This window comes from Streptomyces roseolus (genome assembly GCF_014649855.1).
In the GTDB taxonomy this organism is placed as follows: domain Bacteria; phylum Actinomycetota; class Actinomycetes; order Streptomycetales; family Streptomycetaceae; genus Streptomyces; species Streptomyces roseolus.
Map to the genome: position 1 here is coordinate 110,159 of NZ_BMTV01000013.1, position 20,273 is coordinate 130,431.

Here is a 20,273-nt window from a genome sequence, read left to right on the forward strand (position 1 = left end):
TCCCGTTCCCTTCTCCGCCCGCGCGGCGCGAGGGCGCGGCTTTCGTCGTCGGCTGCGGCCCGGTGGCCGCGCGTGCGTCGGTCACCTCAGCAGGCCCTTCATCTCGATGGTCGGCAGCGCCTTGAGCGCCGCCTCCTCCGCCTCGCGGGCCGCCTCCTCGGCGTTCACGCCGAGCTTGGACGTCTGGATCTTCTGGTGGAGCTTGAGGATCGCGTCCATCAGCATCTCGGGGCGCGGCGGACAGCCGGGCAGGTAGATGTCGACCGGCACGATGTGGTCGACGCCCTGCACGATGGCGTAGTTGTTGAACATGCCGCCCGACGAGGCGCAGACGCCCATGGAGATGACCCACTTGGGGTTGGGCATCTGGTCGTAGACCTGTCGCAGGACGGGAGCCATCTTCTGGCTGACCCGGCCGGCGACGATCATGAGGTCGGCCTGGCGCGGGGAGCCGCGGAAGACCTCCATGCCGAAGCGGGCGAGGTCGTAGCGGCCGGCGCCGGTGGTCATCATCTCGATGGCGCAGCAGGCGAGGCCGAAGGTCGCGGGGAAGACGGATGACTTCCGGACCCAGCCCGCGGCCTGCTCGACGGTGGTCAGCAGAAAACCGCTGGGCAGCTTCTCTTCGAGTCCCATGGGTGCTCCTCAGCCCCTCAGTCCCATTCCAGGCCGCCGCGCCGCCACACGTAGGCGTAGGCGACGAAGACGGTGAGCACGAAGAGCAGCATCTCCACGAGCCCGAAAAGCCCCAGGGCGTCGAAGGTGACGGCCCAGGGGTAGAGGAAGACGATCTCGATGTCGAAGACGATGAAGAGCATCGCCGTCAGGTAGTACTTGATGGGGAAGCGACCGCCTCCGGCGGGCGTGGGCGTCGGCTCGATGCCGCACTCGTACGCCTCAAATTTTGCCCTGTTGTACCGCTTTGGCCCGATCAGCGTGGCCATGACCACGGAGAAGATCGCAAACCCCGCACCCAGGGCACCGAGCACGAGGACGGGCGCGTACGCATTCACGCTCCTCGCTCCTTCCAGTCGTCCTTGACCGTTGGACCGCACCGTCGGGTCCGCGAAAGATCGCCCCCATGTGAGGCAGTTCACAAGCCCGACGTCCGCGTATCTTAAGCCCGCCCCTCTGTGATCTGCGACACGGGGGTCGCCAACGGATTTGTGATCTCTACCACCTGACGAAGGATCATGAAGTCGGATGAGCAGTGATCTTGTCGCGTGAAGCGCCCAGGTGATCACCAGGTGTGACATTCGGACCGGAAATCGCTGGTCGGAGGGGTGTTGCCCTATCAAGAGATGGGCTGTACAAGCAAATTGGCTGTGGACGCATCCGGGTGATATAGGCGTCCACGTCGCCCGTCCGAGGGGGTCGGCGGGACCGAAGTGGACGACCCGACTCCGTGTGCATGCGTTCACGAGACGACCCTGTGACCTGCGCCACATCTCCCGAGGCCGAAAAGAACAGGGCTTGGCCATCGGCGTGAAGAGGTGGTAAGCGAAGGGCAATTCGGGCATCTCATTGAAAACCCATGATCAAGGGCACAATGAGTCGCGCCCGATTTGCCCGTTACGGCGTCAATAAGGGCGACAGCGAAGCGGATTGAGGGGTTCCGGTCGTAACTGTGGCGCAACCCACGTTTCTTGAAGGGAACCGTGAAGCCCTGATAGCGGTTGTACCCATGTCCCAGACCGCTCACATACCCAGCCACCGGAAGCCCCGCCGCAGCGCCTCCAAGCTCGCGCTCCGCGCCGGTGTCGCCGGTGGCGTCCTCAGCACCATCGCGGTGGCCGGTGCTGCCGGACCGGCGAATGCCGAGCCGGTGACCGAGACCATCGAGATGCCCACGCTGGGCTCGCTCGGCACCGACCTCTCCAGCGCCGTGGCCGCCTCCGCCGAGGCCTCCGAGCAGGAGGCCCTCGACCAGAGCCTGGAGGCCCAGGAGGCCGCCGCCCTGGAGAAGGCCGCCAAGGACGCCAAGAAGGCCAAGGCCGAGGCCGACCGCAAGGCCGAGGCCGAGCGCGCCGAGAAGGCCCGCCAGGAGGCCGAGGCGAAGGCGGAGGCCGAGCGCGCCGCCGCCGAGGCCCGCGCCGCCGAGGCCCGGGCCCGCGCCTCCCGCGACGCCGCCCGCACCCGGATCACCGCCACCTCGGCGTCGGACTCCTCGGACTCGGACTCCTCGTCGTCCTCGTCGTCGTCCGCGTCCGAGTCGACCCAGGTCGCCTCCGGCTCCGCCGCCGCGATCGTCGCCTTCGCCAAGGCGCAGGTCGGCGACGCGTACGTCTCCGGCGGCACCGGCCCCAACTCCTGGGACTGCTCCGGCCTCGTCCAGGCCGCCTACCGCCAGGCCGGCATCGACCTGCCGCGCATCTCGTACTCCCAGTCGAGCATGGGCACGTCCGTCTCCCTGAGCAACCTCCAGCCGGGCGACATCCTGTACTGGGGCAGCCGCAGCGGCTCGTACCACGTCGCCATCTACGTCGGCGGCGGCAAGTACGTCGGCGCGCAGAACCCGTCCACGGGCGTCGTCGAGCGCTCCCTGGACTGGGACACGCCGTCGGGCGCCGTCCGCATCCTCTGATCCCCGCGATCGGAACCGTACGAAAGGGCCGTCACTCCTCGGGGGAGCGACGGCCCTTCGTCGTACCGTGCGGAAGGCCGTGCCGAGCGGTCAGGCCTTCGGGGCGACCTTCGACAGGCCGTTGATGATGCGGTCCATCGCGTCCCCGCCCGTCGGGTCCGTGAGGTTCGCCAGCATCTTCAGCGTGAACTTCATCAGCACCGGGTGGGTGAGGCCGCGCTGGGTCGCGATCTTCATGACCTTCGGGTTGCCGATGAGCTTCACGAAGGCGCGGCCCAGGGTGTAGTAGCCGCCGTAGGTGTCCTTCAGGATCTTCGGGTAGTTGTGCAGGGCCAGTTCGCGCTGGGCCGGGGTCGCGCGGGCGTGGGCCTGCACGATCACGTCGGCGGCGATCTGGCCGGACTCCATGGCGTAGGCGATGCCCTCGCCGTTGAACGGGTTGACCAGGCCGCCCGCGTCGCCGACGAGCAACAGGCCCTTCGTGTAGTGCGGCTGGCGGTTGAACGCCATCGGGAGCGCGGCGCCGCGGATCGGCGTCGTCATGTTGTCCGGGGTGAAGCCCCAGTCCTCCGGCATCGAGGCGCACCAGGCCTTCAGGACCTCGCGCCAGTCCAGCTCGCGGAAGGCCGAGGAGGAGTTCAGGATGCCCAGACCGACGTTGGACGTGCCGTCGCCCATGCCGAAGATCCAGCCGTAGCCGGGGAGGAGACGGTCCTCGGCGCCGCGCTTGTCCCACAGCTCCAGCCACGACTCCAGGTAGTCGTCGTCGTGCCGCGGCGTCGTGAAGTACGTGCGGACGGCCACGCCCATCGGGCGGTCCTCGCGGCGGTGCAGGCCCATCGCGAGGGAGAGGCGCGTCGAGTTGCCGTCGGCGGCGACGACCAGCGGGGCGTGGAAGGTGACCTCGGTCTTCTCCTCGCCCAGCTTGGCGTGGACGCCGGTGATGCGGCCCGTGCGCTCGTCGACGACCGGCGCGCCGACGTTGCAGCGCTCGTACAGCCGCGCGCCGGCCTTCTGCGCCTGGCGCGCCAGCATCTCGTCGAAGTCGTCGCGCTTGCGGACCAGTCCGTAGTCCGGGTACGAGGCCAGGTCGGGCCAGTCGAGCTGGAGCCGGACGCCGCCGCCGATGATCCGCAGGCCCTTGTTCCGCAGCCAGCCGGCCTCTTCCGAGATGTCGATGCCCATGGCGACGAGCTGCTTGGTGGCGCGCGGGGTGAGGCCGTCGCCGCAGACCTTCTCGCGCGGGAACGCCGTCTTCTCCAGGAGCAGCACGTCGAGGCCGGCCTTCGCCAGGTAGTACGCGGTGGTGGAGCCGGCCGGGCCCGCCCCGACGACGATCACGTCTGCGCTGTGCTCGGAGAGGGGGTTCTCGGTCACGGCGAATCTCCCGAAAGGTCGGCGAAGAGGGTCGTAGCGAAGTCTAGGACGACCACCCGCCCGCACCCGGGGGGCCACCCCCTGCGCCCCCGCGGGCGACGCGCCGCCGCTCCGTTGCGGGCAATCGTTCCGCTGGGGCGGTGGGGGTCCCCCTGCTCGAGCGAAGCCGAGAGCTCGGGGGAGGGTGGACACAACGGAACGGCACCGTTCGCGGGTGCCTCCGCTCCTGTGCCTGAACCCGCACCGACTGCGCGCCGTGCTCGTGGTGCGGGTTCAGGCGCGGGAAGCCTCGGCCCGGCAACGGGGCGCCGTCCTGTGCCCGCCCGTCCCTCCCCCGAGGACTTCGTCCAGGGGCCCCAGCGGGACGCCTGCCCACAGGGACGGCGGGTGGGCATCGCCCGGCGGGATCCTGGGACCGCGACGGGAGCGGGCGAGGCGGCGGGTTACTGGGGCTTGAAGCCGCGGTGGAGGGCGACGATGCCGCCGGTGAGGTCGCGCCAGGCGACCTTGGACCAGCCCGCCTTCTGGAGGAGGCCCGCGAGGGTGGGCTGGTCCGGCCAGGACTGGATGGACTCGGCGAGGTAGACGTACGCGTCCGGGTTGGAGGAGACGGCGCGGGCCACCGGCGGCAGCGCGCGCATCAGGTACTCCTCGTACACCGTGCGGAACGGGGCCCACGTCGGGTGGGAGAACTCGGAGATCACCACGCGGCCGCCGGGCTTCGTCACGCGGTACAGCTCGCGCAGCGCCTGCTCGGTGTCCTGGATGTTGCGCAGGCCGAAGGAGATCGTCACCGCGTCGAAGACGTCGTCCCGGAAGGGCAGCTTCGTGCCGTCGCCCGCCGTGAACGGCATCCACGGGTGCCGCTGCTTGCCGACCCGCAGCATGCCGAGCGAGAAGTCGCACGGGACGACGTACGCGCCCGCCCGCGCGAAGGGCTGCGAGGAGGTGGCGGTGCCGGCGGCGAGGTCGAGGATCTTCTGCGCGGGCCGCGCGTCGACCGCCTTCGCGACCTCCTTGCGCCACCGGCGGTCCTGGCCGAGCGACAGCACGTCGTTGGTGAGGTCGTAGTTGGCCGCCACGTCGTCGAACATGGAGGCGACTTCGTGCGGCTGTTTGTCCAGATTGGCTCGGGTCACGCGTCCCATTCAAGCAGCCGCCCGAATCTCCTCCCGTACCGCTTCAACCTTTCGGCCCCGGGCGTGCTCAAGGAGGGTCGGAAGCGCCGTACGGCAGCGAGGAGAGCAGGGGTGCGATGGCATTGACGACCGAACGGGACCCGGGAGCGGACGTGGTCGCGGACAGGGGCCCGGACGTGGGGTCGGCCGCCGGGTTCGAGGCGTTCGCGCGGACCGCGCAGCAGCGGCTGTACCGGACGGCGTACCTGCTCTGCGGGGACGCGGAGCAGGCGCGGGACCTGACCCGGACCACGCTGGCCAAGCTGTACCAGCACTGCGGAAGGCGGGGGCGGCCGAGCATCCGCACGCCTACGCCAAGACCGTGCTGACCCGGACCTTCCTGGCCGAGCGCCGCAGGCGGCTGCGGGACCTGCTCCTCCTCACCCGCACCGGCGGCACCGTGCCGGAGCCGGCCGCCGACCATCCGGAGCTGCGGGTGACGCTGCTCGCCGCGCTCGCCGAACTGCCGCCGCGGGCCCGGGCCATGGTGGTGCTGCGCTACTGGGACGACCAGAGCGTGGCCTCCGTCGCCGCGCTGCTGCGGTGCAGCGAGGCCACCGTGAAGAGCCAGTGCTCGCGCTCCCTCGCCCGTCTCCGCGTACGCCTGGCCGACGCCGGGCTCTCGATCACAGGAAGCCGAGGTCCGCTGTGGACACCGATGAGACCTTTCCGCTCCGCGACGCCCTGGACCGTGCGGCCGAGGAGCTTCCGCCGCTGCCCGACCTCGTGCCGCTCGCCGTGCGCGAGGGGCGCAGGCGGCGCGCCAGGGCCCGGTTCGCCACCGCGACGGCCGCGTTCGGCGTGGTCACCGCGGGGGCCCTCGGCCTCACGCTGCTGCCGGGGAACGGCCCGGCGCCCGCGATGCCGGCCGCCCCGCCCTCGTCGCCGGCGGCGAGCGCGAGCCCGGAGGTGAGCGCGCGCCCGGACGCGAGCTATCCCCCGGTGGTCGTGGAGGAGACGCCGGGCGTCCCGCCGCCCGACAACCCCGACGGGCTGTCCGCCGCCGAACGGGAGCGCCGGGCGGTCCACCAGCAGCGCGTGGCCGCACTGCTCGACGAACTGCTGCCCGCGTACGTCACCGAGATCCGGCCGGTCAAGGACAAGGTGTCCGCCTACCGGATCACGGCCGACGGCACGCCCTTGCACCTGACCGTGGCGGTGCGGCCGACCGACGAGAAGGCCCTCGACCCGTGCCCGGACAGGCCGGACCCGAGGATCGTCTGCGAGACCGTCGTCTTCGACGGGGACCGCGAGGCGCAGCTGCGGTCGATGGCGACGGAGCGGCCGGGGACGTCGGCCGCGTACGTGCGGTTCCTGTACGGCGGGAGCCGGGTGCGGATCTCTGTGGAGCCCGACGGCGCGTCGTCGCGCGTGACCCCGCGCCAGCTGTTCGCCGTCGCGGAGGATCCCCGCTTCCTCGACGTGGTGCGGGACGCGGACGCGCGGCCGGTGGAGGAGAAGGAGGCGCCGCCCGTCGTGGGCGGCTGACCGGGCATCGCCCCCGCCGCTCCCGGACGTCAGCGGGCGCGGTGGACCAGGCGGCCGTCGATGACGGTGGCGACGCAGGTCGAGGCGCCCCGGCGGACCAGCTCGGCCGGGGTGGGGACGTCGAAGACGGCGAAGCGGGCGGGGGCGCCGGGGACGAGGCGCGGGAGGAGGATGAGGGGGGTCGGGGAGAGGGACGGGGGGCCGGGGAGGCGCGGAGGGCGCTCGCCGATCGCCAGGCCGGCGCGGCGGACCGCGTCCTGGGCCGCCCGTGACCGCAGCTCCCCCGCGACGGCGACCGTGCCGTGGGCCAGCATCCGCTGGACGCCCCGGCGGGCGCTGGCGCCGGGGCGGGCGGGGTCGGAGCGGAGGATCTCCGCCGCCCGCTCGCCGGTGACCGGCGCGGTGCCGTACGCGTCGGCCTCGCGCGGGTCCGGGTGGTAGGTGCGCTCCAGGAGCTCGGGGGCGTACGGGTTGAGCAGGCCGGGCAGCAGGATGCCCGGCCAGCGGCGGAGGCGGGCGTCCTGGTGCCGCTCGGCCAGTTCCTCGTACGGGCCGACGGCGGCGATCCGCGCGCCGTCGACGAGGACGGCGGTCTCCGGCGACCCGTCGGCGGCGTGCAGGGTGGGCAAGGAGGGCCTCAGTTCGCGTCGAGGAGCTTGAGCTCGGGGTGGGCGGTGCCGCCCTCGATCGCCACGGACGAGATGTGGGAGGCGACGCGGTCGTCGACCGGGTCGTTCGCCGGGTCGTCGTGGACGGCGAGGTGCTCGTAGGTGGTGGAGCGCTGGGCGGGGACGCGGCCGGCCTTGCGGATCAGGTCGATGATCTCCAGGCGGTTGGAGCGGTGCCTGGCACCGGCGGAGGAGACGACGTTCTCCTCCAGCATGATCGAGCCGAGGTCGTCGGCGCCGTAGTGCAGGGAGAGCTGGCCGACCTCCTTGCCGGTGGTCAGCCAGGAGCCCTGGATGTGGGCGACGTTGTCGAGGAAGATCCGGGCGATCGCGATCATGCGCAGGTACTCGAAGAGGGTGGCCTGCGTGCGGCCCTTGAGGTGGTTGTTCTCGGGCTGGTACGTGTAGGGGATGAAGGCCCGGAAGCCACCCGTCCGGTCCTGCGTGTCACGGATCATCCGCAGGTGTTCGATCCGCTCGGCGTTGGTCTCGCCGGTGCCCATGAGCATGGTGGAGGTCGACTCGACGCCCAGCCCGTGGGCGATCTCCATGATCTCCAGCCAGCGCTCGCCGGACTCCTTGAGCGGCGCGATGGCCTTGCGGGGCCGCTCGGGGAGGAGCTCGGCGCCGGCGCCGGCGAAGGAGTCGAGGCCGGCGGCGTGGATGCGGGTGACGGCCTCCTCGACGGAGACGCCGGAGATCCGCGCCATGTGCTCGACCTCGGAGGCGCCGAGGGAGTGGATGACGAGCTGCGGGAACTCCTTCTTGATGGCCGAGAAGTGCCGCTCGTAGTACTCGACGCCGTAGTCCGGGTGGTGTCCGCCCTGGAACATGATCTGGGTGCCGCCGAGCTCGACGGTCTCCGCGCAGCGGCGCAGGATGTCGTCGAGGTCGCGGGTCCAGCCCTTCTTCGTGTCCTTGGGGGCCGCGTAGAAGGCGCAGAACTTGCAGGCGGTGACGCAGACGTTGGTGTAGTTGATGTTCCGCTCGATGATGTACGTCGCGATGTGCTCGGTACCGGCGTAGCGGCGGCGGCGCACGGCGTCGGCGGCGGCGCCCAGCGCGTGCAGCGGCGCCGAGCGGTACAGGTCGAGCGCCTCCTCGGGGGTGATGCGACCGCCCGCGGCGGCGCGGTCGAGAACGGACTGGAGCGCGGCCTTCTCGGTCACCGTTTCGTCCCTTTCGGAGGCTTGTCGACGGACCGGCCCAGCGTACGCCAGCGGGGGTGCGGGACCGGGCCGGGGTCCGGGTCCGCGTGAATTTCCAGTGAACGTTCAATTGCGCGATTCCCGGGGAGGGGCCGGGGAGTGAATGGGAACGCGCGGCGCGGACGCGGGCGGGAATTGCGGGGGGTGAATTGGCCGGGGCGGCGGAGGGCCCCGGACCGGGGTCCTATTCCGGCGGGAGCAGATCGACCGCGACGTCCGCCGGAAATCCGGTCGTGGGTCCGGTGCGGCGGGCGAACTCGCGCACTCCGGCGAGTTGATCGGGGCCGAACCGGAAGTCGAGCGTGCGGAAGTACCGCTCGAGGAGCTCGGCGTCGAATGCCTCCCAGCGGGCGGCCTGCTCCGCCACCTTGGTGACCTCGTCGAGGGAGAGGTCGCGGGAGGCGAGGAAGGCCCGGTGGACGTCGTGGACGGTCTCCGGCTCGCGCGCCAGATAGTCCTTGCGGGCGGCCCAGACGGCGAAGACGAAGGGCAGCCCCGTCCACTCCTTCCACATCAGCCCGAGGTCGTGGACCTGGAGCCCGAGCCGGGGCGCGTCGTGCAGCGAGGCGCGCAGGGCGGCGTCCCCGATGAGCACCGCCGCCTCGGCCTCCTGCATCATCAGGCCCAGGTCGGGCGGGCAGGTGTAGTACGCCGGCTCGACCCCGTACCGCTCGCCGAGCAGCAGCTGGGCGAGCCGGACCGAGGTCCGGGAGGTGGAGCCGAGGGCCACGCGGGCGCCGTCCAGCTCCTCCAGGGGGCGCTGGGAGACGATCACGCAGGACATGACGGGGCCGTCGCAGCCGACCGCGATGTCGGGGAGGGCGACGAGCTCGTCGGCGTGGCGGAGGTACTCGACGAGGGTGATGGGGCCGATGTCCAGGTCGCCCCGGACGAGCCGCTCGCTCAGCTTCTCGGGGGTGTCCTTGGTCAGCTCCAGATCGAGGAGCGTCCCGGTCCTGGCGAGGCCCCAGTAGAGGGGCAGGCAGTTCAGGAACTGGATGTGCCCGACCCGGGGCCGGCTGCGCGGGCTCTCGTCGTTCTCGTTCGCATTGTCCACATCGCGAGGCTAGCCCCGTCTCGCACGGTGGACATCGGCGGGGCACTTCGGGACGGATCGGGTCGGCGCGTCAGCGTGCGAGGACCGGATCAAACATGAGAGTGACGTGATCTTTCCCTCTATCGCTGCGCGCTCACTGCGTGCTAGGCTCGACGCAAGTTGCAGTTTGGTTTCCCTTGCAGTACAGAGCCTGCGGAGCATGTGACCCGCAGGCTTTTGTAGTTTTCAGACTTGTTTGCAGGTTCTGGAGCAGGGCGACCCTTTGGCCCATAGGAGGGCTCATGGCTACCGGAACCGTCAAGTGGTTCAACGCTGAAAAGGGCTTTGGCTTCATCGCCCAGGAAGGCGGCGGCCCGGATGTCTTCGTCCACTACTCCGCGATCAACGCGAACGGCTTCCGTTCGCTTGAGGAGAACCAGCAGGTGAGCTTCGACGTCACGCAGGGCCCGAAGGGTCCGCAGGCGGAGAACGTCACCACGATCTGAACGCCGTAGTGGCGATCTCGATCTTCTAGAGCAGTACCCAAGGAGCCCCGCTCCGTGCCGCAGGTGCGGCACGAGCGGGGCTCCTGCCCGTTTCGTGCCGCAGGTGCGGCACGAGCGGGGCTCCTGCCCGTTTCGTTCCGGGACGACTCAGCAGTTCGGGATGACGGTTCCGTTGTTGTCGCGGGCCTCGTCGTTGCCCCAGCGGGAGAGGTAGTACGCCGACACGTACGCGCCGTAGCCGTTCTTGCCGGCGTGGACGGTGTCCAGGTCGGTGCGGAGCCACCAGTGGTTGTAGTTGCCCGAGGCGTCGCGGATCTCCTGGCCCCAGACCTTGCAGTAGACGTAGTTCGTGCCCGCGTTCAGGACGCCCTGGGGGTCGTTCGTGTTGGCGGCGGCGTAGCCGGTGGCGTTCGCGAAGGTGTCCACCCAGTACTTTCCGCCGCCTCCGCCCGAGCAGCCGTTGTCGCTGGTCAGGTGCCTGGAGCCGTAGGAGCCCGGGTAGGGCGCGAGGGAGGCGCCGTTGATCACGATGGACTGGCCGACGCCGTTGTAGAGCTGCTCGTAGTGGATGTGGGCGCCGGAGCTGTTGCCGGTGGAGCCGGTGGTGCCGATCTGCTGGCCCTGGGCGACGGCGGCGCCGTTCGCGACCGAGTAGGCGGCCAGGTGGAAGTAGTACGTCTTCCAGCCGCCGCCGTGGTCGACCACGATGTAGTTCCCGGCGCCGGAGGGCTGCGCGTACCGGTAGGCGGTGCCGGAGGCCGAGGCCAGGACGGGGGCGCCGGCGGTGGCGCCGCCGTCGGAGCGGACGAAGTCCAGGGCCTGGCGGACCTCGGCCGCATGGTGGCTGTACGTCCATTTCTGGCCACACGGGAACGGGGCCTTGAAGAGCGGCGCGGCGTGGGCGGTGCCGGCCGTGCCGAGGACCGTGAGCAGCCCGGCGAGGAGGGCGAGCAGGGCGCCGAGGGCGGGGACACGGGCCGGGAACCGGGCCGGGAACCGGGCCGGGAACCGGGCGGTGGTCTTCGTCGTACGCAGGTGACGCATGCGTCCTCCGGGACGTGAGGGGGCAAGGGTTTACGCGCGTTGACCGACCACAGGGTGCCGGAAGACCGGCCGCCGCAGTAGACGGCGTTCCCCACATGCGACCCGGCCCCGGTACGTAGGCTGGACACATGACCGATCGGAAACCGCCCGGTGTCAGCTTCGAGTCCTTCGTCGACAAGCAGATCCGGGAGGCGGCCGAGCGCGGCGAGTTCCGCCGCCTCTCCGGCTTCGGCAAGCCCCTCCCCGACGACGCCGCGCCCTACGACGAGCTGTGGTGGATCAAGCAGAAGATGCACCGCGAGGGCATGGGGGCGCTGCCGCCCTCCCTCCGGCTCCGCAAGGAGGCCGAGGAGGCGGCCGAGGCCGTCGCCGCGGCCGCCTCGGAGGCCCAGGTCCGGCGGGTCCTCGGCGAGATCAACACCAAGATCGCGGAAGCCCTGCGCCGCCCGCCGGCCGGACCGCCGCTGCGCCTGACGCCCTTCGACGTCGAGGCGGAGCTGGCCCGGTGGCGGGAGGCGCGCGACCCCAAGGGGGCGTGATGAACAGTGCCGGTCTGCTGCTCGACTCCTTCGGCAGGATCCGGGAGGCCGTCCACGAGGCCGTGGAGGGCCTCGGCGAGGACGACCTCGCCGCCCGGATCGACCCGGACGCCAACTCGATCGCCTGGCTCGTCTGGCACCTCACCCGCATCCAGGACGACCACCTGGCGGGCGCCTTCGGGACGGAGCAGCTGTGGCGCTCCGACGGCTGGCGGGACCGCTTCGGCCTGCCGTTCCCGCCGGCCGCGACCGGTTACGGCCAGACGTCCGCGCAGGCCGGAGCCGTACGGGCTCCGGCGGAGCTGCTGCTCGGCTACCACGACGCCGTCCACGACCGGACGGCCGCGCTCCTCGCCCCGGTCACCGACGCGGACCTGGACCGGGTCGTCGACAGCTCCTGGGACCCGCCGGTCACCCTCGGCGTCCGGCTGGTCTCGGTGATCGCGGACGACCTCCAGCACGCGGGGCAGGCGGCGTACGTGCGGGGGGTGGTGGAGCGGCGCGGCTGACGCGAACCTCCCGACGGCCCGTACAACCATCGGCCCCGCCCGGGGGTCCAACCGATCGGCACGCACCCGCGTGCGGGCCGATCGGTGTCTTCCCCGGAGGGACTCTCCTTGACTTCCATACGCTCGCCGCGCCGTCTGGGCGCCGCCGTCGCCACCGTCCTCGCCGTGACCCTCGGCGCGGGCGTCCTCTCCGCTCCCGCCGCCCTGGCCGAACCCGGCACCACGGCGTCCGAGGCCACGACGGCCGCCCTCCCGCCGATCGAGGCGGGCTCCACCCTCGTGGCGGCCGGCGCGCAGGGCTTCTTCACCGAGCTCGACGAGGGCGACGTCAGCCACTACCGCTGGACCCGGTACGCGGACGGGGCCACCCACGACATCGAGTGGCCCAGCACGTACAACAACACCCCGAAGACCTTCGTCTCCGGCGACCTGGCCGCCGTCGCCGTGTCCGGCGAGAAGAAGCTCGACATCTACGACGGGGCGAAGGGCGGCACGTACACCGTGCCGCTGGAGGACACCACCGACGGCGTCGTCGGGCTCGTGGCCGGCGGCGCGCTCACCCAGCTGCGCACCGAGCTGAACGGCATCAGCCTCAAGCTGAACACTCCCGAGCACGGCACCCGCCTCGTCACGCACATGCCCTCCCAGCGGCTGTTCCCGGTCATGCGGGGGGCCACGAACACGCACGCCCTCGTGGAGATCCACCGGTCCGGGTCCGCTTCCGGGTCCAACTGGCTGGTCGTCGACCTCAGGACCGCCGACGTCGTCGCGGACGTGCCGATCCCCGCCCGGGCGGACAAGTCCTCCGTCACACTCTCCGGGTCCCGCATCGCCTGGGTCGAGTACGAGGCGGCCACCGACGCCGCCACGGCCGTCGTCCGCGACATCACCACCGGGGCCTCCACCTCCGTCCCCCTCGGCGACGGCACGGGCCGGCGGGTCACCCTGGGGCTGCTCGGCGACTGGCTCACCTTCACCCGCCCCGGCGGCATGGAGGCGGCCGCCCCGTCGCCGCTCCACGCGCTGACCGCCCGGCACGTGAAGACCGGCGAGACCCTCCGCCTCCTCGACCACACGACCGGCACGGTCCTCGTCCCCGAGGGCGGACACCTCGTCCGCGGCGGCAGCGTCGCCACCGGCGAGAACGGCGAGGGGAACTACCGCATCGCCCTCGACGGCTCCGGCAGGCCCGCCGCCACCCTGGTCGCCACCACCGGGGAGGGCACCGCGCTCGCCGTGAAGAGCTTCACCGGGCAGACCCGGTACGACGTCTTCGGGCGGCTCGCCCGGGTGGAGGAGACCTACGGCCCCATGCCGTTCACGTGGAAGCTGAACCACGGGAACGCGCGGGTCGAGGTCACCCTCACGAACCGCCGGACGGGCAAGAGCTTCCGCAAGTCCTGGGTCACGAAGGACGGCAACCTCAAGCTCGACTGGGACCGCGTCCACCAGCTGGGCGGCGGACAGTACATCGAGGCCTTCGACGGCACCTACTCCGTCCAGCTGACCGCCACCCCGCTCGGCGGCGTGGGCCCCGTGCTCCGGTGGTCGCAGACCGAGAGCTTCGCCATCGAGCGGCAGGACAACTTCCACGACGTCGACGCCAACAGCTCGCCGGACTTCTTCGCCCGCGACGCGGCCGGCGTCCTCTGGACCGACAGCACGGTCATGCCCGTGGACCAGGACCTCGACGCGCCGCTGACCAGGGTCGGCGGCGGCTGGCAGGCCTTCGACAAGGTCGAGCACGTGCAGGACTGGCAGGTCGTCGCCCGTGACAAGGACGGCGTCCTCTGGCACTACGCGAACCCCGCGCGCGGCCTGCGCAGCAAGGTCGGCGGCGGCTGGCAGGTCTACGAGCACCTCGCCGGCGGCAGCGACGTCCTCGGCAGCAGCCACCCCGACCTGCTGGCCGTGGACAGGACCGGCGTCCTCTGGGCCTACGAGAAGACGAGCTACCACGGGCTCCACGCCTTCGCGAAGCGCAGGTACGTCGGCGGCGGCTGGCAGATCTACAACCAGATCACCGCCGTCGGCGACATCGCCGGAGGCCCCGCCGGAGACCTCGTCGCCCGTGACAAGGACGGCGTCCTCTGGCTCTACCTCGGCAAGGGCGACGGCACCTTCACCGCGCGGACGAGGATCGGCGGCGGGTGGAACACGTACACCCAGATCATGGGCGGCGGCGACGCCGACCACGACGGGAACCGCGACCTCTTCGCGTACAGCGCCCGCGAGAAGAAGACCTACTTCTACGGCGGCACCGGCGACCGCGCGAAACCCTTCAAGCCGCGCCGGACGAGCACGGTCCTCTCCGGGGGCGCGTACAACCTGGTCACCTGACCGGCGGTCTCGGCCGGGGGCGGGCTCGGCCGCCGTCGGCCGGGGGCGGGCTCGCCGTACGACCCTTTCCGTTCATCGGCGGCGCCACCGGCGGCGACCTCGTCGCCCGCGACAGGAACGGCGTCCTCTGGCTCTACCTCGGCAAGGGCGACGGCACCTTCACCGCCCCCACCCGGATCGGCGGCGGCTGGCAGGGCTACTCCCAGCTCGTCGGCGCCGGCGACGTCGACAGCGACGGGCGCCCGGACCTGATCGCGTACGGGGCGGGCGGCACCTACGTGTACCGGTCGACCGGCAGCGTCACCACCCCCTTCACCCCCCGCGCCAGGACCAACCTCTACGCGGGCGAGGGCACCAAGTTCACCAGCGTCTCCTGACGCGTTCCGCCGCTCAACGCCCCGAGGAGACAGCGACCGTGTCCCGATCCCGCACCACCCGGCTCCGGCTGACCACCGCCGTCGCCGTCGTCATCGACACGCCCGCGTCGTACGAGCTGCGCGAGGTCGTCGGGTCCACGCTCGTGAGGGTCGACAAGACCACCGAGGAGCTCCACCCCGTCAGCCGGGCGCCCTCCTCCTGGAGACCTCCTCGTCGGCCGGGGGGTTCCGCGTACTCCAGCGACGCGAACAGCACGACCCGGCCGTTCGCACCGGTGTACACGCTGCCGCTGCGCACCGACGCCACCCGGTTCAAGACCTTCTTCCAGGAAACCGCCCGGCGCTGTTACAACCATATAGAGGGATCAGAAGTCCTATCGGACGGTACACACCGATGTGCGTACCGTCCGATCTCGTTCCCGGAGGAATGCGTGACGTCCACTCACACCACCCGCCGCCGCAGGCTCGGCCCCGCCGTCGCCGCCGTCCTCTCGGTGACCCTCGGCGCGGGCGCCCTGGCGGGAGCCCCCGCGGCCGCGGCCGCGCCGACCGCCGGGTCCGCCGCGGCGGCCGCGACGGACGAGCCGGCGTCCATCCCCGCCGACCACTGGGTCCTCGGCGGCGGAGAGAAGGGCTTCTTCTCGGTCGACGGGGGCTCCTACGGCGGCCAGGACCCCACCTTCGGCAGGCTGACCTGGACGCGGTACGCGGACAACGCCAAGAAGGAGTACGACTTCATCGCGACGGACTCCCTGCCCATGGTCTCCGGGGACGTCGGAGCGGTCGTCAAGTACGAGGACGAGGCCGTCGTCCTCCTCGACGCGGCCGGGGGCACCTCCACCACCCTGGAGCTGGACGGCTCCACGTACGAAGCCGTCGCCCCCCTGAAGATCGCCGGCAAGGGCCTGCTCGCCCGGACCAGGACCGGCGCCGTCCAGTACTACACGGCGGCCGAGGGCTCCCGGACGGTCGCCGGCCTCCCGGGGACGTACGCGTACCCCGAGGTGGAGGCCTCGACGGACTCCCACGCCGTGGTCCGCACCAAGGACGCGGGCGGAGCCTTCGTCTGGGCGCTCGTGGACCTGGCGGCCGCGAAGGTCGTGCGGACCTACCCCGTCCCGCCCGGCGCGGAGAACTTCGCGCTCTCCGAGACGCGGATGGCGTGGGCCGAGCGCCGGGCGGACGGCACCGCCTGGGCGGTCGTCCAGGACCGGGCCACCGGCAGGTCCGCCTCCGTGCCGCTCGGCCCGTACGCCGATACCCAGGACCTCCAGGTGGCCCTGACCGGCGACTGGCTGCTGACCGGCCGCCCCGGCGGCATCGACACGAACGCCCCCTCGGAGCTCCACGCCCTGACCGCCCGCAAGGTGTCGGCCACCGGCGCCGTCGGCCCGGCGGTCCGCCTGCTCGACCACTTCCAGGACGCGAGGGCCTTCGAGGCCTCCAACCCGCTGGGCCTGGTGGTCCGGGGCGGCAGCGTCGCCGCCGGCGAGGGCGTCTACCGGATCGTCCCCGGCGCCGACGGCGTGCCCCGGGCCGTGCTGGAGGCGACCACCGGCGAGCCCACCGGCGTGCGCACCGGCTCCACCGTCCTCCCGCACCAGGGCGAGACCCTCCGCCCGGACGCCGTCCCCGGCGGTTCCCCCACCCGGTTCGCCTTCACGGTGAACCGGTGTGACGTGAAGGTCGACGCGGTGCTGCGGCACAGCTCCGGGAAGACGCTCCGGAAGACCTGGAACGCGGCGACCCGTCCGAACCCGTGGGAGCCGTGCTCCGGCCGGGCCACCTTCGACTGGGAGCACTACCTCGACGCGGGTACCGACCGCTACGCCGGTGCCCCCGGCGGCCGTTACACCGCCACCTTCACCTTCACGCTGATGAACGGCATCGGCACGGCGGCCACCGTATCGGGCGGCTTCACGGTCGAACGCGCCGAGGGGCAGCACGACTTCGACCGCAACGCCGACCCGGACTTCTTCGCCCGTGACGCCTCCGGGGTCCTGTGGACCGACAGCACCGTCATGACGAACAAGGGGGAGCTGAACGCCCCGACGCGGCGGATCGGCGGCGGCTGGCAGGCGTACGACCGGATCGAGAGCGCCGGCGGGCAGACACTGGTGGCCCGGGACAGGGCCGGGGTGCTCTGGTACTACCCGGGCGACGGCAACGGCGGCACGGGCGCGCGGCGTTCGGTCGGCGGCGGCTGGCAGGTGTACGACAAGCTCGCCGGCGGCAGCGACCTGAACGGCGACGGCAGGGCCGACCTGCTCGCCGCCGACAAGGCGGGCGTGCTCTGGTACTACAAGGGCACCGGGAACAGCTCGGCGCCCTTCACCGGGAAGACCCGGATCGGCGGCGGCTGGGGGAAGTTCAACCACCTCACCGCCGTCGGCGACCTCGCCGGGGGGACCGGCGGCGACCTCGTCGCCCGCGACAAGGACGGCGTCCTCTGGCTCTACCTCGGCAAGGGCGACGGCACCTTCACCGCCCCCACCCGGATCGGCGGCGGCTGGAACGCGTACACGGAGCTCGTCGCGGGCGGCGACGCCAACCACAACGGCAAGGCCGACCTGTTCGCGTACGACGCCCGCGAGAAGAAGGTCTACTTCTACGGCGGAACCGGCGACCGCGCCCGTCCCTTCGTGACGAAGAAGGCGACCACGGTCTTCACCGGGAACGCGTACGACCACCTCGCCTGACGGCGGGCTCTCCGCCCCGCTCCGGTGAACGGACGGGGTGCACGACACGTACGACGTACAACCATTCGATCCTCCGGGGGGTCTATCGGGTGCGGGTTCCTCACCCGCACCCGATGGACCCCGCCCGCCAGGAGGCCCGCGCCGTGCACCGCGCCCGCACCACCCGGCTCCGGCTCACCGCCGCCGTCGCCGTCGCCCTGGCCACCACGCCCCTCGGTACCCTCACGGTCCCGGGCACCGCCACCGCGGCGGTCGCGCGGGAGACGGCCGCGGAGGAGACCTTCCCCTTCGCCCGGCAGCCCGACGTGACGAGCGCCGGGCTGACCGGCTTCCCGGTGGACGGCGCGACGCAGCACCGGGGCGCCCCCGGAGCCGACGTCGTCGTGGCGAGCGACCCCACGGCCACCGGCCCCTTCGCGCCGGCGCACACCCTGCCGCTGCGCACCGACTCCACCCGCTTCAAGACCCTCTTCTGAGCCCGCCGGTCCGACGCCGCGTTCGGGACCGTCATCCGAAGCCGGTTCCCTCTCCCTCTCCCCCTCCCGACCGAAAGGCCCACGTTGAACCACCGCGTCTCCCACCGTCGTCTCACCGCCGCCGTCCTCACCGCCGCGGCCGTGTCCGGCACCCTGCTGGCCGCCCCGGCGGCCGTCGCGGCGCCGCCCGCCGCGCCGGCGACCGCGCTCCCGGCGGCCGCCCAGGACGTCGCCCCCTTCCCGAAGGAGGGCGAGATCGTCAGCGCCGGGAAGACCGGCTTCCTGTACAAGACGGGCGTGTCCGGGGCGCCGTACGCCTGGATGACGTACGACGGCACCGTCACGCCGCTGACCGGTGGCGAGTACGTCGGCTCCGCCGGGACCGACACGATCGCCCAGGAGGGCCCCGGCGACACGGTCGTCCTGCGCGACATGGGCTCGGACGCCGAACCCGTCGTCATGAAGGCCACCGGCGCGCTCCTGGGCGTCTCGGGCTCGACGCTCGTGATGCACGACTGGAACGGCACCTACCTGCTGGACAGGGTCGGCGACCAGGACGTCCGCCGAAGCGTCACCGGCCTTCCGACGGGTTCCATGTCCTTCGGGATGCCCCTCGACGACGCGGACACGTTCACCGTGACCAGCGACAACAGCAAGCTCTACCTGGTGGACATCGCCTCGGCCAAGGTGATCGCCACCGCCACCTCCGACAACAGCGTGCTGGGCTTCGACGCCATCGCCGGGTCGCGGACCCACCTCGCCTGGTACGACTGGACGCCCGCGGACGACGGCGGCCACTTCCACCTCCTCGACGTGGCGACGGGCAGGTCCCGGATCCTGCCGGTGGGCAACGACCGCTCCCGGCCCGCCCTCTCGGAGGACTGGATAGCGCTCCTCGACACCCGCACCGGCGCGGGCAAGGGCAAGCCGCTCGCCCTCCACTCGCTGACCGGCGACCAGACCCTGTACGCCCTCGACCGCGCCGACGAGGTGAAGCCCGGCCCCGACGGCTCGTTCCTGGTGCAGGGCGCGCTCGCGCGCGAGGAGGGCGTCTACCGGGTGACGGTCGGCGCGGACGGCAAGCCCGTCACGCAGCTCGTGGCGAGCAGCGGGCGCCTCCCGGACCTCGCCCTGGTGAGCCAGGAGGTGCCCCAGGCCTTCGCGCTCGACGAGCCGTACGGCTCCCAGGAACTCCGGTGGACGTTCAACCACGAGGTGACGGGAAGGCTCACGCTGGTCCACACCGCCACCGGGCGCGAGTACACCGAGGGCGCCTACTCCACCTCCGCGTCCCCGACGCTCTCCATCCGCCTGCGCAACACCGACCTGTACGGCATGGGTCTGTACAGCGGCGCGTACACGTGGAAGCTGACGGCCACCGAGACGCAGGACGTCGGCCCGAGCGTCGAGCTGAGCGGAAGCTTCACGGTCAACCGTCCGACGGTGGCCCGCGACCACGACGAGAACGGTGTCGCGGACGTCCTCGTCCGGGACACCGACGGCACGCTGAAGGCGTTCGACACCAACCAGCTGCACGGCATCCACGAGGCGTGGAACCGGCCGCTGGAGCCGACCGTCCTGCACACCGGCTGGAACACGTACACGCTGATGGCCTCGCCCTCCGAGCGGACGATCGTCGGCCGCGACCGCGACGGCCTGCTGTGGCTGCACAAGGGTGACGGCCAGAAGCTGCGGCCGCGCACGCTGATCGGCGGCGGCTGGCAGGTCTACAACAAGATCACCGGCGGCTCGGACCTCAACGCCGACGGACGCGGCGACCTCCTCGCCACCGACACGAGCGGCGTCCTGTGGTTCTACGCCTCCACCGGCGACGCCACCGCCCCCTTCAAGCCCCGCGTGAAGATCGGCGGCGGCTGGCAGCAGTACAACCTCCTGACCGCGCCCGGGAACATCGCCGGAGCCGCCGGCGGCGACCTCCTCGCCCGCGACGCCTCCGGCGTCCTCTGGCTCTACCTCGGCAAGGGCGACGGCACCTTCACCGCCCGCCGCGAGGTCGGCGGCGGCTGGCAGCAGTTCACCGACCTCGCCCCCTTCGGCGACAAGAACGGGGACGGCCGGGTGGACCTGTACGCCATCGGGGCCACCGCGGGCCGCTACTACGCCACCTCGGGCCTGGTGGACGCCCCCTTCAAGCCCGGCGTCACGCTGAACCACCAGCGGACCGCGATCGGTTCCGGGGACGTCTTCTGAGGGCCCCCTCCTCCCGTTCCACCTGATCATCGA

Annotated in this window: 18 protein-coding genes and 1 pseudogene; 11 read left to right on the forward strand and 8 right to left on the reverse strand. The window is 71.9% G+C overall.

Annotated elements, in window-relative coordinates; translation table 11 throughout:
* Window positions 1–81 precede the first annotated feature (81 nt).
* On the reverse strand, window positions 82–636 hold the full coding sequence (locus IE245_RS17540; protein ID WP_010041554.1) for a NuoB/complex I 20 kDa subunit family protein: 555 nt from the start codon (window positions 634–636) through the stop codon (window positions 82–84).
* 17 nt (window positions 637–653) lie between these two features.
* Window positions 654–1,013, reverse strand: a complete 360-nt coding sequence (locus IE245_RS17545) for an NADH-quinone oxidoreductase subunit A (protein ID WP_189948461.1) — start codon at window positions 1,011–1,013, stop codon at window positions 654–656.
* A gap of 671 nt (window positions 1,014–1,684) precedes the next feature.
* Here IE245_RS17545 and IE245_RS17550 point away from each other — a divergent pair.
* Window positions 1,685–2,584: a C40 family peptidase gene (locus IE245_RS17550; RefSeq protein ID WP_189948463.1), complete on the forward strand. Its 900-nt coding sequence runs from the start codon at window positions 1,685–1,687 to the stop codon at window positions 2,582–2,584.
* A 90-nt stretch (window positions 2,585–2,674) separates the two neighbouring features.
* Here IE245_RS17550 and IE245_RS17555 read toward each other — a convergent pair whose 3' ends face one another.
* Both IE245_RS17555 and IE245_RS17560 read right to left on the reverse strand, forming a co-directional pair.
* Window positions 2,675–3,961, reverse strand: a complete 1,287-nt coding sequence (locus IE245_RS17555; RefSeq protein ID WP_189948465.1) for a geranylgeranyl reductase family protein — start codon at window positions 3,959–3,961, stop codon at window positions 2,675–2,677.
* Between the two features lie 443 nt (window positions 3,962–4,404).
* Window positions 4,405–5,100 (reverse strand): demethylmenaquinone methyltransferase, encoded by a 696-nt coding sequence (locus tag IE245_RS17560; protein ID WP_189948467.1) that lies wholly within the window; start codon window positions 5,098–5,100, stop codon window positions 4,405–4,407.
* 116 nt (window positions 5,101–5,216) lie between these two features.
* On the opposite strand from IE245_RS17560, the pseudogene IE245_RS17565 reads away from it, so the two are divergent.
* Window positions 5,217–5,776: pseudogene (locus IE245_RS17565) on the forward strand (sigma-70 family RNA polymerase sigma factor); the annotation flags it as partial.
* Window positions 5,777–5,787: 11 nt separating this feature from the next.
* Window positions 5,788–6,627, forward strand: a complete 840-nt coding sequence (locus IE245_RS17570) for a hypothetical protein (protein WP_189948680.1) — start codon at window positions 5,788–5,790, stop codon at window positions 6,625–6,627.
* 29 nt (window positions 6,628–6,656) lie between these two features.
* Here the strand turns inward: IE245_RS17570 and IE245_RS17575 are convergent, their stop codons facing one another.
* The 3 genes from IE245_RS17575 to IE245_RS17585 all read right to left on the reverse strand — a co-directional run bounded on the left by IE245_RS17575 (window position 6,657) and on the right by IE245_RS17585 (window position 9,560).
* On the reverse strand, window positions 6,657–7,256 hold the full coding sequence (locus IE245_RS17575; RefSeq protein ID WP_189948469.1) for an imidazolonepropionase-like domain-containing protein: 600 nt from the start codon (window positions 7,254–7,256) through the stop codon (window positions 6,657–6,659).
* Between the two features lie 8 nt (window positions 7,257–7,264).
* Window positions 7,265–8,464, reverse strand: coding sequence for a cyclic dehypoxanthinyl futalosine synthase (mqnC, locus tag IE245_RS17580; RefSeq protein WP_189948476.1), 1,200 nt, complete (start codon window positions 8,462–8,464; stop codon window positions 7,265–7,267).
* A gap of 223 nt (window positions 8,465–8,687) precedes the next feature.
* Window positions 8,688–9,560: a menaquinone biosynthetic enzyme MqnA/MqnD family protein gene (locus tag IE245_RS17585; RefSeq protein WP_189948478.1), complete on the reverse strand. Its 873-nt coding sequence runs from the start codon at window positions 9,558–9,560 to the stop codon at window positions 8,688–8,690.
* A gap of 281 nt (window positions 9,561–9,841) precedes the next feature.
* Between IE245_RS17585 and IE245_RS17590 the strand changes: the two genes are divergently transcribed.
* Window positions 9,842–10,045 (forward strand): cold-shock protein, encoded by a 204-nt coding sequence (locus IE245_RS17590; RefSeq protein ID WP_043227793.1) that lies wholly within the window; start codon window positions 9,842–9,844, stop codon window positions 10,043–10,045.
* Window positions 10,046–10,192: 147 nt separating this feature from the next.
* Here IE245_RS17590 and IE245_RS17595 read toward each other — a convergent pair whose 3' ends face one another.
* On the reverse strand, window positions 10,193–11,089 hold the full coding sequence (locus IE245_RS17595; RefSeq protein WP_189948480.1) for a M23 family metallopeptidase: 897 nt from the start codon (window positions 11,087–11,089) through the stop codon (window positions 10,193–10,195).
* A 128-nt stretch (window positions 11,090–11,217) separates the two neighbouring features.
* Here IE245_RS17595 and IE245_RS17600 point away from each other — a divergent pair, with 128 nt between their 5' ends.
* From IE245_RS17600 to IE245_RS17625, 7 genes are all read left to right on the forward strand, one after another.
* Window positions 11,218–11,628: a DnaJ family domain-containing protein gene (locus tag IE245_RS17600; RefSeq protein WP_189948481.1), complete on the forward strand. Its 411-nt coding sequence runs from the start codon at window positions 11,218–11,220 to the stop codon at window positions 11,626–11,628.
* Window positions 11,628–12,137, forward strand: a complete 510-nt coding sequence (locus tag IE245_RS17605; protein WP_189948483.1) for a mycothiol transferase — start codon at window positions 11,628–11,630, stop codon at window positions 12,135–12,137. The genes IE245_RS17600 and IE245_RS17605 overlap by 1 nt, the downstream gene beginning before the upstream one ends.
* A gap of 108 nt (window positions 12,138–12,245) precedes the next feature.
* The gene (locus IE245_RS37005) at window positions 12,246–14,477 is read left to right on the forward strand and encodes an FG-GAP repeat domain-containing protein (RefSeq protein WP_229851342.1); all 2,232 of its coding nucleotides are present in this window, start codon (window positions 12,246–12,248) and stop codon (window positions 14,475–14,477) included.
* A gap of 74 nt (window positions 14,478–14,551) precedes the next feature.
* The gene (locus IE245_RS38280; RefSeq protein ID WP_506005181.1) at window positions 14,552–14,854 is read left to right on the forward strand and encodes an FG-GAP repeat domain-containing protein; all 303 of its coding nucleotides are present in this window, start codon (window positions 14,552–14,554) and stop codon (window positions 14,852–14,854) included.
* 38 nt (window positions 14,855–14,892) lie between these two features.
* A complete protein-coding gene (locus tag IE245_RS17615; protein ID WP_189948486.1) occupies window positions 14,893–17,553 on the forward strand; it encodes an FG-GAP-like repeat-containing protein in 2,661 nt (886 codons plus the stop codon).
* A gap of 113 nt (window positions 17,554–17,666) precedes the next feature.
* Window positions 17,667–18,029, forward strand: a complete 363-nt coding sequence (locus tag IE245_RS17620) for a hypothetical protein (protein WP_189948488.1) — start codon at window positions 17,667–17,669, stop codon at window positions 18,027–18,029.
* An 84-nt stretch (window positions 18,030–18,113) separates the two neighbouring features.
* Entirely contained in the window at window positions 18,114–20,240 is a 2,127-nt protein-coding gene (locus IE245_RS17625; protein ID WP_189948490.1) for a PLL family lectin, read from the forward strand.
* The last annotated feature ends 33 nt before the right edge of the window (window positions 20,241–20,273 follow it).